This window comes from Scopulibacillus cellulosilyticus (genome assembly GCF_042665295.1).
GTDB classification, from domain to species: domain Bacteria; phylum Bacillota; class Bacilli; order Bacillales; family Sporolactobacillaceae; genus Scopulibacillus_A; species Scopulibacillus_A cellulosilyticus.
In genome coordinates, this window is record NZ_JBHTCO010000032.1 from 1 (window position 1) to 15,526 (window position 15,526).

13 protein-coding genes are annotated in these 15,526 nt (G+C 39.4%); 3 read left to right on the plus strand and 10 right to left on the minus strand.

Annotation, left to right across the window (positions count from 1 at the left end):
• Positions 1-184: 184 nt before the first annotated feature.
• The 6 genes from eno to ACFQRG_RS16655 all read right to left on the minus strand — a co-directional run bounded on the left by eno (position 185) and on the right by ACFQRG_RS16655 (position 7,532).
• A complete protein-coding gene (gene eno / locus ACFQRG_RS16630) occupies positions 185-1,474 on the minus strand; it encodes a phosphopyruvate hydratase (protein ID WP_380968081.1) in 1,290 nt (429 codons plus the stop codon).
• Between the two features lie 188 nt (positions 1,475-1,662).
• Positions 1,663-3,204: a 2,3-bisphosphoglycerate-independent phosphoglycerate mutase gene (gene gpmI / locus ACFQRG_RS16635; RefSeq protein ID WP_380968083.1), complete on the minus strand. Its 1,542-nt coding sequence runs from the start codon at positions 3,202-3,204 to the stop codon at positions 1,663-1,665.
• Entirely contained in the window at positions 3,197-3,958 is a 762-nt protein-coding gene (gene tpiA / locus ACFQRG_RS16640; RefSeq protein ID WP_380968085.1) for a triose-phosphate isomerase, read from the minus strand. The genes gpmI and tpiA overlap by 8 nt, the downstream gene beginning before the upstream one ends.
• 52 nt (positions 3,959-4,010) lie before the next feature.
• On the minus strand, positions 4,011-5,195 hold the full coding sequence (locus tag ACFQRG_RS16645; protein WP_380968087.1) for a phosphoglycerate kinase: 1,185 nt from the start codon (positions 5,193-5,195) through the stop codon (positions 4,011-4,013).
• Between the two features lie 266 nt (positions 5,196-5,461).
• Complete coding sequence (gene gap, locus ACFQRG_RS16650) at positions 5,462-6,469, minus strand: type I glyceraldehyde-3-phosphate dehydrogenase (RefSeq protein ID WP_380968090.1); 1,008 nt, start codon at positions 6,467-6,469, stop codon at positions 5,462-5,464.
• A 37-nt stretch (positions 6,470-6,506) separates the two neighbouring features.
• Positions 6,507-7,532, minus strand: coding sequence for a sugar-binding transcriptional regulator (locus ACFQRG_RS16655; RefSeq protein ID WP_380968092.1), 1,026 nt, complete (start codon positions 7,530-7,532; stop codon positions 6,507-6,509).
• A gap of 182 nt (positions 7,533-7,714) precedes the next feature.
• Here ACFQRG_RS16655 and ACFQRG_RS16660 point away from each other — a divergent pair, with 182 nt between their 5' ends.
• Entirely contained in the window at positions 7,715-8,464 is a 750-nt protein-coding gene (locus ACFQRG_RS16660; RefSeq protein WP_380968094.1) for a YwaF family protein, read from the plus strand.
• Between the two features lie 55 nt (positions 8,465-8,519).
• Here the strand turns inward: ACFQRG_RS16660 and ACFQRG_RS16665 are convergent, their stop codons facing one another.
• The 4 genes from ACFQRG_RS16665 to asnB form a co-directional block, all read right to left on the minus strand.
• Entirely contained in the window at positions 8,520-8,762 is a 243-nt protein-coding gene (locus ACFQRG_RS16665) for a glutaredoxin family protein (RefSeq protein WP_380968096.1), read from the minus strand.
• Positions 8,763-8,765: 3 nt separating this feature from the next.
• Positions 8,766-10,076, minus strand: coding sequence for an RNA polymerase factor sigma-54 (gene rpoN, locus ACFQRG_RS16670; protein WP_380968099.1), 1,311 nt, complete (start codon positions 10,074-10,076; stop codon positions 8,766-8,768).
• Positions 10,077-10,321: 245 nt separating this feature from the next.
• Positions 10,322-11,260: a magnesium transporter CorA family protein gene (locus tag ACFQRG_RS16675; protein ID WP_380968101.1), complete on the minus strand. Its 939-nt coding sequence runs from the start codon at positions 11,258-11,260 to the stop codon at positions 10,322-10,324.
• Between the two features lie 355 nt (positions 11,261-11,615).
• Entirely contained in the window at positions 11,616-13,436 is a 1,821-nt protein-coding gene (gene asnB / locus ACFQRG_RS16680) for an asparagine synthase (glutamine-hydrolyzing) (protein ID WP_380968103.1), read from the minus strand.
• Positions 13,437-13,693: 257 nt separating this feature from the next.
• Here asnB and ACFQRG_RS16685 point away from each other — a divergent pair, with 257 nt between their 5' ends.
• Positions 13,694-14,476, plus strand: a complete 783-nt coding sequence (locus ACFQRG_RS16685) for a polysaccharide deacetylase family protein (protein ID WP_380968105.1) — start codon at positions 13,694-13,696, stop codon at positions 14,474-14,476.
• A 115-nt stretch (positions 14,477-14,591) separates the two neighbouring features.
• Positions 14,592-15,185: a YdcF family protein gene (locus tag ACFQRG_RS16690; RefSeq protein WP_380968107.1), complete on the plus strand. Its 594-nt coding sequence runs from the start codon at positions 14,592-14,594 to the stop codon at positions 15,183-15,185.
• The last annotated feature ends 341 nt before the right edge of the window (positions 15,186-15,526 follow it).

Genomic DNA, 15,526 nt, shown 5'->3' on the forward strand with positions numbered 1-15,526 from the left:
ATGCATATACACGTAACTCCTATCCTTCTCTTGTTTCTGGACAATTCAAGTGTAAAGGATTAAGGAGCTTGCGTGTATTTTTTTGTTTTAATTTTTCTCATACCCCAACAAATATTATAGAGCCTAAAAATAATTAAACATAAAAAGAGATGCTCCGGCCGTGAGCATCTCCTTTAAAAATCGGTTAAATATTTTTAAGGTTGTAGAAAGATTTTTTACCGCCGTATTGCGCTAATTCACCGAGCTCATCATCAATACGGAGCAATTGGTTATATTTAGCGACGCGGTCAGTACGTGATGGTGCACCAGTTTTAATTTGACCTGCATTTGTTGCAACTGCGATATCTGCAATTGTAGTATCTTCTGTTTCACCTGAACGGTGGGATACGATAGCAGTGTAGCCGGCACGTTTAGCCATTTCAATGGCATCAAAGGTTTCTGTCAGCGTTCCGATTTGGTTCACTTTAATTAAGATAGAATTGCCGATACCTTTTTCAATACCTTCAGCTAACTTATTTGTATTCGTAACAAAGAGGTCGTCGCCAACAAGCTGGACACGATCGCCAAGCTCCGACGTTAGCTTCTTCCATCCTTCCCAATCGTTTTCATCAAGACCATCCTCGATTGAAACAATTGGATATTTATCAAGCAAGTCACGGTAGAACTCAATCATTTCATCTGATGTACGTGACACACCTTCACCTTTGAAGTGATACTTGCCATTATCATAAAGTTCGCTGGATGCGACATCAAGGGCGATTTTCACTTGTTCGCCAGGTTTGTATCCAGCTTTTTCAATCGCTTCAATAATCGTTTGAATGGCTTCTTCATTTGATGACAGGTTTGGTGCAAAGCCGCCTTCATCACCAACAGCCGTATTAAGGCCTTTGTCTTTAAGTACTGATTTAAGGTTATGGAAAATTTCCGCACCCATGCGCAACGCTTGAGGGAAGCTTTCAGCACCTACCGGCATAACCATGAATTCTTGAATATCAACATTGTTGTCAGCGTGTTCGCCGCCGTTTAAGATATTCATCATTGGCGTTGGCAATGTTTTACCATTGAAACCGCCGAGATAACGGTAAAGAGGCAGTTCAAGGTAATTTGCAGCAGCATGAGCTACGGCCATAGACACGCCAAGAATGGCATTGGCACCTAATTTACCCTTATTTTCAGTGCCGTCGAGCTCAATAAGTGCACGGTCAATGCCAGCTTGGTCAAGTGCATCATAACCAACAAGCTCTGGCGCAATAACATCATTAACGTTTTCAATAGCTTTAAGGACACCTTTGCCCATGTAACGGTCTTTTTCACCATCGCGAAGTTCAACTGCTTCATATTCACCGGTTGATGCACCGCTTGGTACAAGTGCGCGTCCAAAAGCGCCTGATTCTAAGTATACTTCAACTTCGACAGTTGGATTGCCGCGGGAATCAAGGACTTCGCGGCCATAGATATCAACGATCATTGACATAATTTATATCTCTCCTTTTAAAGACGTTTTTTATAAGTCGGAGTATTTTTTTTGGGTACCCTTACTCCTTAACTTACTTTGTCCAAATTTATCATTCACATCGATGTTTCAGGTTAAATCAAGTGTGCGCTCCCAAACCTATTTGGCAACAATATGAACGAATTTGGTTGTGGTACGTGTTGCAAGTATTATTTTTCGTTTTTTATCAATGTCTTGCCTGTCATTTCTTTCGGTTGCTTGACATTTAACAGGTCCAGTAAGGTTGGCGATAAATCAGCCAGGATGCCGTCTTTTCTCAGTTCAATACCATCTTTTGTAACTATGACTGGGACAGGTTTGGTTGTATGTGTTGTCATTGGTTCGCCCTCAGGGGTGAGCACTTCATCAGCATTACCATGGTCTGCTGTGATAATTGCTGCGCCGCCTTTAGCAATAATAGCGTCAACGACTTTACCCAGACATTCGTCAACCGCCTCAACCGCTTTAATGGTCGGTTCCAATTTACCCGAATGTCCCACCATATCCGGGTTGGCGAAGTTTAGGATAATAGCATCATGCTTGTCCGCTTCAATTTCTTTTAACAGTGCATCTGTTACTTTATAAGCACTCATTTCCGGCTGCAAATCGTAAGTTGCGACTTTCGGCGATGGAATGAGAATCCGCTCTTCTCCAGGAAATTCCTCTTCACGTCCTCCGCTGAAAAAGAAGGTGACGTGAGGATATTTTTCTGTTTCCGCGATTCGCAGCTGGTTTAAGCCATTTTGCGATAACACTTCACCGCATGTGTTATCCAAGCCTATTGATTTAAAAGCCACTGTGCCATTTACCGTTTCGCTGAAATGAGTCAGGCAAACAAAGTGTATATCCTTAGGCAGCTTGTCTCCCCGGTCAAACCCGCGGAAGTCTTCATTCGTAAAGACTTGAGAAATTTGAATCGCGCGGTCAGGACGGAAGTTAAAGAAAATAATCGCATCACCGTCTTTAACAGTTGCAACAGGCGATCCATCCTCGTGCTTAATAACGGACGGAATCACAAACTCATCGTAGATGCCGTTTTTATAAGAATCTTCAACAGCTTCAAGCGGATCTGTATAATCAGGGCCATCTGCATAGACCATTGCACGGTAAGCTTTTTCAATCCGGTCCCAACGATTATCGCGGTCCATAGCATAATATCGGCCTGATAATGTTGCTATTTCTCCAATACCGTACTCAGCTATTTTTTCCTTAGTTTGCTTAATATATTTTTCTGCTGATTTTTCAGCAACATCGCGGCCATCCAAGAAACCGTGAATGTAAACATTTTTAAGATCTTGTATTTTAGCCAGCTTCATTAAGGCAAACATATGGTCGATATGACTATGAACACCGCCATCAGAAAGCAAACCAATAATGTGCAGATTGGTCCCTTTTTCTTTAACATATTTCATAGCCTCAAGGAAGGCATCATTCTCGAAGAACTCGCCTTTTTCAATGGATAAGTTTACGCGCGAAAGACTTTGGTAAACAATGCGGCCGGCACCGATATTCATGTGGCCCACCTCAGAGTTTCCCATTTGTCCTTTCGGTAAACCAACGTTTTCCCCATCAGCTCTTAACGTCGCATGTGGATATTGATTCCAGTAGCGGTCAAAATTAGGTTTATTTGCTTGCGCCACCGCATTGCCCTGGGTTTCTTCGCGAAGCCCAAAACCGTCAAGAATAATTAAAGCATGGGGCTTTTTAGTCATTATTAACACCTTCTAAAAGTTGTAAGAATGATTCCGGCTTGAGACTTGCGCCGCCGACTAAGGCGCCGTCGATATCGGACTCAGCCATAAAAGTTTTAATATTTTCAGGTTTAACGCTGCCGCCATATTGAATACGAACCGCATCAGCTGTTGCTTGGTCATACAATTCAACTAATGTTTGACGGATAAAACGGCAAACCTCATTAGCATCTTCAACAGATGCAGATTTACCCGTTCCGATAGCCCAAACAGGTTCATAGGCGATGACAGCTGTTTGGGCCTGGTCAGCGCTAATTCCTTCAAATGCTTTAGACACTTGTTCTTTTACAAGCGATTTTGTATCTCCATTTTCCCGTTCTTCTAGTGTTTCACCGACACAAATGATCGGGATCAATTGATGTTTAAATGCGGCATGAACTTTTTTGTTTACCGTTTCATTTGTTTCAGCAAACATAGCCCTTCGTTCAGAGTGTCCAAGAATGACGTATGATACGCCAATGTCTTTTAACATAACTGGACTGATTTCGCCTGTATAGGCGCCTGATTCTTCAAAATGCATGTTTTGCGCACCGATTTTTAACTCTTTTCCTTGTGTATCTTCAATAAGCTTGTCCAGGAAAAGCGCAGGCGCGCAAATAACAGAATCAACTGTATCTTCCGGCGGCACAAGTCTTTTTACTTCTGTTACAAAGTCATGCGCTTCAGATAATGTCAAATTCATTTTCCAGTTTCCGGCAATAATTGGTTTACGCATCGTTACACCTTCTTTTAATGCTGTTCAAGTCCTAATAGAATTTGAACAACTTCTATTTGTCATTCAGAGCAGCAACGCCAGGCAAGGTTTTGCCTTCCATTAGTTCCAATGAGGCGCCGCCGCCGGTTGAAATATGATCCATTTTATCTGCCAGATCAAACTTTTCGACAGCCGCTGCGGAATCTCCGCCGCCAATAATGGAATATACGCCATCAGCATTAGCAAGTGCTTCAGCAATGCCTTTTGTCCCTTTTGCAAAGGCATCTTTTTCGAATACTCCCATTGGGCCGTTCCAAACTACAAGCTTGGACGAACGGATCACTTCTGCATATTTTTCAACTGTTTTCGGACCTATATCAAGCGCTTCCCAGTCTGAAGGAATATCTTCTATTGGGACGACTTTTATATTTGCATCTTCGGAAAAGTCATCGGCAACCACAACATCCACTGGTGTGTAGAAGTTCACACCTTTTTGCTCAGCCTTTTCCATAAACGATTTGGCTAAATCAATTTTTTCTTCATCAAGAAGCGATTTTCCAACTTCATAACCCATCGCTTTAATAAAAGTATAAGCCAGGCCGCCGCCAATGATTAAGTTATCAACCTTATCCAAAAGGTTATCAATAACGCCTATTTTATCCTTAACCTTGGCACCGCCAATAATTGCGGTAAAAGGCCGTTCCGGATTTTCCATTGCTTTGCCCAGGATTTCGAGTTCTTTTTCCAGCAAGAACCCGGCAACAGCAGGAATGTGGTGAGCGACACCTTCTGTAGAAGCATGTGCCCGGTGAGCCGCTCCAAAAGCATCATTAACATAAATATCGGCAAGATCCGCGAAAGCCTTAGCTAATTCAGGATCATTTTTCTTTTCACCCGGATGAAATCTCACATTTTCAATAAGCATAATATCACCAGGTTTTAAGTTAGAAGCGGCTGTATGTACTTCATCCCCAATAACTTCATCAGTCTTTACTACAGCAGAACCAAGCAAATCACTTAAACGCTTTGCTACAGGATCAAGTCTGAGTTCCTCTTTCACTTGACCGTCCGGACGGCCGAGATGTGAAGCTAAAATAACTTTTGCTCCGTTTTCTGACAAGTATTGAATCGTTGGCAATGCCGCACGAATTCTTGTGTCGTCAGTAATTTCACCGTTTTCAAGCGGTACGTTAAAATCTACACGGCAGAAAACAGTCTTACCGTTTAATTCAACATCACGAATCGTTTTTTTGTTCAACAGTTAACCCTCCCTTTGCACTAATATGTAAAGATACATTTATACTTCCATTATTAATCTACTTTAAAGTTGACCAATAATAAAGTGAAACTTCCATAAGCGCCAAAATTTTTTCTCCGCCTATGGTTTAGATGACATACCGGGGTGTTATTATCCGCTGACTCCCGACATTTATCTAAGTCTGCTGACGTTTTCACCGTATAAGTATAAATGTCGTAAAGAGGAGAAAAGTTTCTCCTCTTTATCATTAAGTGCTATCTGAAATATTATAACCCTTTTTTAGCAATATAAGCGGCTAAATCTACAACACGGTTTGAATAGCCTGTTTCATTGTCATACCAAGAAACGACCTTAACCATATTGCCTTCGATAACCATTGTTGAGAGGGCATCGATTGTTGAAGAATGTCTATTGCCATTGAAGTCGCTTGATACAAGAGGTTCCTCAGTGTAATCAAGAATACCTTTTAATTCGCCGTTAGCAGCTTCTTTAAGAGCCTCATTGACTTGTTCAACCGTTACTTCTTGGCCTAATTCAGCAACTAAGTCAACGATTGACACGTTTTGTGTTGGCACACGCATAGCCATGCCGTTTAACTTGCCTTTAAGTTCAGGCAATACAAGTGCAACAGCTTTTGCAGCTCCTGTAGTTGTAGGGATGATGTTTTGTGCAGCTGCACGGGCACGACGGTAATCTTTATGCGGCAAATCAAGAATTTGCTGGTCGTTTGTGTAAGAGTGAACTGTTGTCATCATACCTCGGTTAATGCCGAATTTGTCATTCAACACTTTTGCAAAAGGTGCCAAGCAGTTTGTTGTACAAGATGCATTAGAAATAACATCATGTTTTGCCGGATCATATTGATCATCATTTACACCCATAACAATCGTGATATCTTCTTCTTTTGCAGGGGCAGAAATAATAACTTTTTTCGCGCCGGCTTCTATATGTTTTGCTGCATCATTACGGTTTGTGAAACGGCCGGTTGATTCAACAACGATATCGACGCCAAGATCTCCCCAGCCTAATTGAGCAGGATCGCGTTCAGCTAAAACTTTAATGACTTGACCATCAACAACAAGGTTGTCATTATCTACAGATACCTTTACAGGTAATTCGCCATGTACTGTATCATATTGTAAAAGGTGTGCAAGCATATTTGCATCAGTAAGATCATTAACTGCTACAATTTCCACATCGGGGTTATTCAGCGCTGCACGAAAAACATTACGTCCAATACGACCAAATCCATTAATACCTACTTTAACTGCCATTATTAACGGCCTCCTTATTTACAATAAAAATATTTTATTAACTATGATTAAGTATTTCTTCGGTTGCACCTTCATCAGTGACCAGTATGGAATTGGGACCTTCTTTGAAGTAAGCTTCAATCGCCTTTGCTTTTGACTTTCCGCCAGCCACAGCAATGAGTGTTTTGTTATCATAAAGGTTTTCTAACTTCATACCAATGGTTTTCACCTTATGAACAATTTTCCCATTTTGGTCAAAGTAATATCCAAAGGCTTCAGCAACAGCATTCTCTTCTTCAATTTTTTGAAGCAGCTTTTCGCTTGAACGCCGGCGTTTAGCCATCGTTCTCGCGTCTCCAATGCCATGAACGATCATTGTTGCTGACTGAATGAGGGAAAGAACTTCGCGTATACTCGGCTCTTCAATTAATGTGAAATATGATTCATCACTTAACTGATCCGGGACATGGAGCATACGATAGCGTCCTTCTGCTTTTTCTGCCATTTTTGCACAAATGGTATTTGACTGATTTTCAACTTGCTCTCCTAAACCGCCTCGTGCAGAGACAAATAAAAGATCGGAATTTAACTGCTTCAATGGGTGCATCATATCAGCGACAGCCGCTACAGTTGTCCCGCCTGTAACAGCAATAATACTGTCGTTTTTGATTTGATTTTCCATTTCCGCAACGCAGGCACGTCCCATTTCATGTTTGACCCAGGGCTGGACATCACTGTCGCCAGGGACGATAATGACGCGAGAGATACCTAAAACCTTCTCTAATTGTTTCTCCAATTGCTTCAGTCCTGATACATCTTTCATAATTTCATCTAGAGCTTCTAACAAACTCTCTCCATCTGGAGTTAAAGACATACCATTTGTTGACATGTTGATTAAGCCCTGATTACTAAGAAAGGTCACTTCGCCTCTCAAAACTCGCTCGGTTAATCCTAAATTGGCAGACAAAGTCCTTCTGCCAATAGGCTGCAGAAAATGAACCGACTGGAGGATACGGTAACGCTCAGACATGATATCTAAAACATCTGGTATAAGCTTCTTTTGTAAGTCGAGTAAACGCTTCACAGTCATCCTCCTTCCGCGAATGCAAGGACTCGAAATGTCCCAGTCAGTCAAATTATGTCCCAACTGCTACAAAATTATAATACCAAAAATAAAATACTTTTTTCAAGTAAAAAAACTTATTTAGATAATGTATTCATAAAAAGAGTAGAGATGGAGATTTTAAATAAACGGGGTGACAGCATGTGAATTATTTTCAATATAACTTTAAAGGCAGCCATTTTCATATTTTTTCTGCAGAACATCTTCTTACATTATTGATTATTGTCTTGCTTAGTGTCTGTCTATTTATATTTAGGCGGGTGCTTCAGAAGCCAAAATGGGAAAACTTCTTGCGATACTCACTTGCTGTCTTGTTAATCATAGCAGAGATCAGTCTTCAAACATGGTACATTTACTTTCATGCCTGGTCTCCCCGTTTTTCTTTGCCTTTGGAGCTCAGCGATCTTACAGTTCTGCTTGCGATCATTATGTTATTGACCAAAAGCGTTGGTTTGTTTAACTTTACCTATTTCGCCGGCCTTGGCAGTTCAATACAAGCGATACTGACCCCTGATCTTAGCATTTATTCTTTTCCGCATTTTAGATATATTGAATTTTTCGTATCACACGGGGGTGTGTTTCTTGCTTGCCTTTTTATGGTTGCTGTTGAAAAATATAAGCCGACATTTCGTTCGCTTTGGGAAAGTATATTAATATTAGACATCTATGGGGCTTGTATATTTGTCGTCAATCATTTGTTGGACGCTAACTACTTGTACATCATGAAAAAACCGAAAATCCCGTCTATCTTAGATTACCTCGGCCCGTGGCCTTGGTACATTATTACGCTTGAAGCAATCATTATTATTGTTTTCTTGATCTTATATGCACCATTTTTTATTCACCGGAAAATCAACAAGAAAAAAGAAAACTTGGCTAATGCCAAGCCTTGATGCGTATCCAACAGCTGATACTCCAAAATAAAGCAGAACTTCAATAACCTTCTGGTTACGGCGAATTCAAACAGTCTTCTAACTCACTTAATGATAAATTCCCCCAACTAACAACCCGGCCGTCTATCGTTACGACCGGGATCATCAACTGGTACCGTTCCAAAAGGCTGTCATCCTGATATATATCAACCTCTTGAAAACTTTGATGATATTTTTCGCAAACTATGTCGAGCTTCTTTTTCCCTTCTTGGCATAAAGGGCAATTTTCTTTTGTATACAACACGATTTCCCTTTTCATGGCTCATGCCTTCTTTTTACGTTTTGTTGAAGAGGAAATGCCGCATTCCCCCCGGTATTTGGCTACTGCCCGCCTTGAAATCTGAATACCTTGTTCTTGCAGTTTTGTAGTTATCATTTGATCTGACAAAGGTTTTTCGGGATTTTCAGAAGCAATCATTCTCTTAATCGTCTCTTTAATATCATATGTTGAGACCGATCCTTCTGAAGTTTTGACACCTCTGACAAACAGTTCTTTATACGTGAAAAGTCCATGAGGGGTTTGAATATGCTTATTCTTTATTGCCCTGCTGACAGTAGATTCATGAACACCTAATTGATCTGCCACCATGCCTAACGTTAATGTCTTCAGATAGGAAGGCCCATTATCTAAAAATGCCATCTGACGCTCAATAACAATTTCTGTCACTTGGAGTAATGTTTGCTTTCTCTTAGAAAGGCTCTGTATCAGCCATTGAGCTTCATGATATTTTTTTTGCAGATAACGCCTTGTCTCCTTATCGCCGTCTTTTCTAAAAACACGATAATCATCAAAATTGACTGACAGCTGGGGCAAGAAATAGTCTTCCATGATACATCGATAACCGGTTTCATCTTTTTTTATAGTAACGTCCGGAACAATGTATTGAACGGGATGCTGCTCAAAGTTATCCACGGGATTTGGATGAAGTGACTGAATGATCTCCACCGCTTTTTGAACATCATTTTCGAAAACACCAAGATCTTCACTTAATAATGCCCAGTCTCCTGTGACAAAGACTTCAATAAATTCTGATACAATCTGTTCTGCTAACGGTGATCTGTCCGGTAAAGCCCTCAGCTGGAGCAATAAGCATTCTTGCAAATTCCTGGCGCCAATACCCGGGGGATCAAAACTCTGTAATACTGTTAACGCTTCTTCAAATAATGATAGATCAATATTCAACTCTTCCGATAATAAATCCAGCGGTTCTTCAAGATATCCCATATCATTGAGGCTGTCTATTAAATAATGAACGGCCTTTTTCAAAGAATTATCTATAGATAAAACACTTGCCTGCTGAAAAAGTGAATCCCTGAAATCACTTTTATGGCTTATCGTCTCTTCGATAATATCGGTTCTTGTTTTATCGGGCGGCTGATTCTGCCATCCGGACATCAAAGACTTCGAAGGTATAGATGATTCTTCCAAATGTATCAGCGGATTTTCCATCGCTTGTTCTTTAATAAAATCATAGAGCTCGGTATTTGTATATTGAAGCAATGAAATCGCTTGATATAAGGCCGGGGACATCTTCAGATTCAACGTTTGCGTTTGCATCATTTCCAAAGCCATATAAATCACCTTCTTTCTTTAATTATAAACGCTTACATTTTATTTGGCTATATCCAAAATCAAAGACGGTATGCAATATTTCCATTAAACCGAATTTTTAGTTAATGGTAATACTTTTTTATTCCTTAATTTAACCAATAATGCCTGTCAACCCTGATAATTCGAAAGAAAATTTAGAATATAGAAATTACCAAAGCCGTATATAAAAAAGCTTCGGAAATATCCGAAGCTTTCAGCCTATTGTTTCAAAAATATTTTTTCTTCCAAAAGATAACAGCTGTTATAACTGATAAACCGATTGAAATAATCAGAGGAAACAAAATTGCATCCGGTTTATGTTGAAATGGAATAGGTACGTTCATTCCGTAAAAGCTGGCGACCATTGTCGGCAGTGTAAGAACAATGGTAACAGCGGTTAAGAATTTCATAACAAAGTTAACGTTATTGGAAATAACCGAGGCATACGTATCCATCATGCCGTTAAGGACCTTGCTGTAAACTTCGGTCATTTCTATGGCCTGTTTATTTTCAATAATAACATCTTCAAGCAAATCTTGATCATCCTCGTACATTCTTAAAAAGTGCTGCTTTAACATTTTCTCCATAACGATGTTATTGGCCTTTAAAGAGGTTGTAAAATAAACAAGTGTTTTTTCAAGGCTCAATAAGCTGAACAGTTCTTTATTTTTCATAGCCCGGGAAAGCTCATTTTCTATTTCCGTTGTTTTACGGTCAATGCGCCGCAAATAATTTAAATAAAAAGTGGAAATCATATATAGAATCTGTAAAGTGAACCGCGTTTTCTTATAGGTAAAGAAACCCTTAACCTTGTTTTGAATAAATTTATCAATAATTGGATTACTCTGTAAGCAAACCGTTATAAAGTAATAGGGCGTGACGATAATACCAATAGGAATTGTATCATATAAAGCCGAATCCGAGTCATCATTGACTTTAACCGGAATATCAACAATGGTAATAACATTTTGATCTTCTTTTTCTATACGTGATCTTTCATCATCATCCAAAGGATCTCTAATAAAATCTTCCGGAACTTCAGTATGATCAACCACATACTTAATCTCTTCGGTTGTTGGACTTATGAGGTTAATCCAGCAGCCTTTTGTTAATTCATTCACTTCATTTAACTTGCCATGTTCATCTGTCAAATAAATATTCAGCATGGTGCCACCTCCTCATGTTATGAGGAAGTTTAATCATTCCCTGCCTTTACCTGTTGTTGACAACTTAAGGAGCTGTCCAGGCGGGCCAGTATGAAAACTTCCTCCGAATGGGTCTCGGGGTCTGGTGTCGAACTGTCAATACTCATTAAGTTATCAACTCCTCTCTGGCAAAAATGCTCGGGCAATCTCTATCATACAGCGAATTCTATAATAAAACAAACATTATTTTAGAGCCATAAAGTTCTATTCCCTTAATCAATATAATAAAACCTGTTATTTAGTCTATGCATATACATTCTTTTAGGAACATCTATTTCATAAAAACTCCGGAGTTTACAAACTCCGGAGTTAGGAATCAGACTAATTTAATTTGATAAGTTTTCAGCCATTCATTTACTTGTATCAGGTAGTCAAATAGTCTGGCAGCATATTGCGGCTCTATGTCAGTCTTTCCCTCCGCTATTGCAGAAACTTTTTGTTTGTCTATCAGCTGCATAATCGGTTCATCAGCTGTTTTTAAAATGGTATTCATCCAGCTTGCGACGCCTTGTAAATATGCCGGATTTTGATTAAACGGGTAAGCGCTCTTCTTTCTTGTCCTGACATCATCAATAAGGATGCCCTTTACCGCCCGGCGGAGGATGCCTTTTTCCATACCATCAACAGCTTTAACTTCCCAGGGAACATTCCACAAATACTCAGCGATACGGTAATCACAGAACGGCACCCTGACTTCAAAGCCGTGCGCCATACTCATCCGGTCTTTCCGGTCAAGCAGGAAAGGAAGAAAACGAGTTAAATTGAGATATTGCATTTCCCTGCGCCTGGTATCAATTTTGTTTTCGCCCTCAAGTCTAGGGACTTCTGAAATAGCTTCAGAATAACGGCGGTTAATATAATCTTCGGGTTGGATATGTTCTAACATCTCTTGATTAAGAATGTTATACCGCCCTGCTGCGGCATATTCCCACGGGAATGTATCCGCCTTCAAAAATTCTTCCTTATAAAACCACGGGTAGCCGCCGAACACTTCATCCGCTGACTCCCCGGACAAAGAAACGGTCGCATCCTTTGTCATTTCCCCAAATAACAGATAGAGGGATGTTTCCATTTCTCCCATGCCCGGTAAGTCCCTTGCATACATTTGTTTTAACAAATTATCAACCAGTTCAGGGGCATCCATTATTCTCTCGTGATGCTCCGTACCCATCGCTTCGGAAACTTTATATACAAATGGTGTATCACGATTAACATGCATAAGGTCTTGTTCAAAATGTTTATCGCTGTCGACAAAATCAAGTGAATAGGTATGAAGTGTTTTGCCTTCTTTCTTAAACATTTCAGCTGCTATCGAGACTAATGCGCTGGAATCAAGCCCGCCGGATAACATAGAAACAAGGGGCATATCTGATTGCAGCTGTCTTTTAACAGTATCTATCAGCAGTTCGCGGATCTTTTCAGCGCTTGTTTCCGCTGTATCTTCATAAGGCCTGCTTTCAAGTTTCCAATACGGCTTAATATGAATGCCATTATTATTACAAACCATAAAATGACCGGGACGAAGCTCATGAATTCCCCGGAAAACACCGACACCGGGTGTTCTCATTGGTCCAATTGCAAAAATTTCTGCGAGGCCTTCTCTATCAATTTCAGCATCTACCATAGGATGCGCTAAAATAGCTTTTATTTCCGATCCAAAAATTAAGGCTTGTCCTCTTTGTGCATAAAACAAAGGTTTAACACCTAGATGGTCACGCGCCATAAAAAATTGCTGCTGTTTCTCATCCCAAATGCCAAAGGCAAAAATACCATTTAAATGCTTGGCACAATCTTCTTTCCACTCTATGTAGGCATGAAGTAATACTTCCGTATCGGAAGTCGTTTGAAATTTATGCCCTTTCTGTTCAAGAATTTGCTTTAATTCTTTGTAATTATATATTTCTCCGTTAAATGTGATTGCAAAGAGCTGTTCACCTTCACGATATAGCATCGGCTGGCTGCCGCCATCAGGATCAATAACAATTAAACGGCGATGCGCCAATGCAGCATGATCAGTGATCCAAAATCCTTCCGCATCGGGCCCGCGATGTTCAATCGTATCTGCCATTTTCTTCAAAGTTGCTTGTTCTCCAGTTAATTGACGTGTAAAATCGATCCAACCTGCAATCCCACACATTATTCCGCATCTCCTATCTATCTTAAATCTATAAGTGCGGCCGCAATAATAATTTTGAACCTATCTTTTTATAAAAACAATGAAGAACACTCGAATTGACAAAAATTAATCCATTTCTCCCATCCGTCTAGTTAGTTTTTCTTACAACTAAATAATGGTTTTATAGACCTTTGGAAGGATTTTCTATATGAATACTGTATGATAAAAACCGTATTGAAAAATAATAAGGATTAGCTTATTTTGTGGAGGGATAATATATGGGATTAAATCAACGGCATATTCTATGTTTTTTGTACTTTATTCCATTGTTAATATTTTATTGCCCTTCTCATGTATATGGATTTACATTTAATCGGAACTACTATGAACTAAAAGGCGATATTGTTTGGGAAGTCCCTACAAATGAAAAAGTCGCGGCAATTACATTTGACGACGGTCCACATCCTGTCTATACTCCCGAAATATTAGATATACTAAAAAAATATCACGCTAAGGCTACATTCTTTCTTATAGGAAACAGAATAGAAAAATACCCCTATCTCGTAAAGCGCGAGGTAAAAGAAGGACATGAACTTGGCAATCACACATACACACATGTCAGCCTTAGACAAATCTCTTACCTGAAATTTTTGGATGAAGCTAACCGTACAGAGCATCTTATAGAAGCTTACCAACGTCCCCAACTTAAATTGTTTCGTCCCCCTGGAGGAGGATTAAACAGTGATATTATCGATATCGCCAAGATTGAAAACTTTGAAATTATCTTATGGTCTTGGGATCAAGACCCGAGAGATTGGGCAACCCCTGGTGTCGATCGTATAGCCAATCATATCCTAACCCACATTCGTAATGGAAGCATTATCCTATTACATGATTCCGGGGGTAATCGTTCGCAAACTGTCAAAGCACTGGATAAAATTCTGCCAAAACTCCAACATGAAGGTTATCATTTTATTACCGTTACTGAGCTGTTAAGAATGAATCCCAGATATGCAGAGTTATTTAATTTTGGATTAAAAAATATAGTCAGCCCTCAATAAGAATCAAAAATCAGGTGGAGAGAACACTCCACCTGATTGTACGCTTTAATATGTTTCTTAAACCGTCATTTCATGATATAGTATTTTTCTATGAGAGTTTAGGGTGAGGAGAATCATGTCAAAAAAGAAAATATTTTTTACAGTAGCAGCAGTTTTAGTGTGCCTTGTTCTTGTTTTTCTGAGATATGCCGGGGATCTTCTTGTAATCAATCAAAAGCCGGTAAAATCGGATGTTATTATCGTATTAAGCGGAGATCAGGGCCGTTTAAAAAAAGGCATTGAATTATACAATAAAGGTTATGCACCTTATTTGATGTTTTCAAACGGACTGGAAAATTATTTTTACAAAGGTGCTCAGGAACTTGGTGTACCTAAGAGCTCAATCATAATGGAAGATAGGGCGAAAAGTACGACAGATAATGCTTTATATACTAAAAAATTAATGAAGAAATATGGTTTTCATTCTGCCATCGTTGTATCTTCTAACTATCATATGAGAAGAGTCAAAGAAAATTTTCAGGATGTTTATAAAAATTCCGGTATCAGACTGACTTATTGCGCAAGCGAATATAATAACTATAATCCAAACAGATGGTGGTCAACAACACTTAATCGATCGATAACTTTTACAGAATATGTAAAAATGGTCGGTAACTTTTTTGGATATAACGGCGAAGTCCCAAAAGAAACACTGCGGAAACTTATTTAAATAAAGAAGAGGGATTTATCGCTTGGATAAACCCCTCTTGAAGAAGAAAAGTTTTTTTAGGTAATTCGGCTATTTATCTTTCGGAGACACCCTCCTTCAAAGGTATTTGTACGTTGTCAAATCATCCTTTTCCAATGGAATCATCTCCTTAAAATATCCGTTTCTAAAAGCACTTTTTTCTTCTTCATAAATTATCATGCCCAGCTTCTAAAAAATTGGTTCTACGTCAAATGTTGGGGTAGGAGTAATAGTTCCTACTCCTTAACCTAACTGATATCCCATTGATTTATATTGATGATGTAATAAAACACGTAATCGTAAACGATCATAACGCTTAAAAC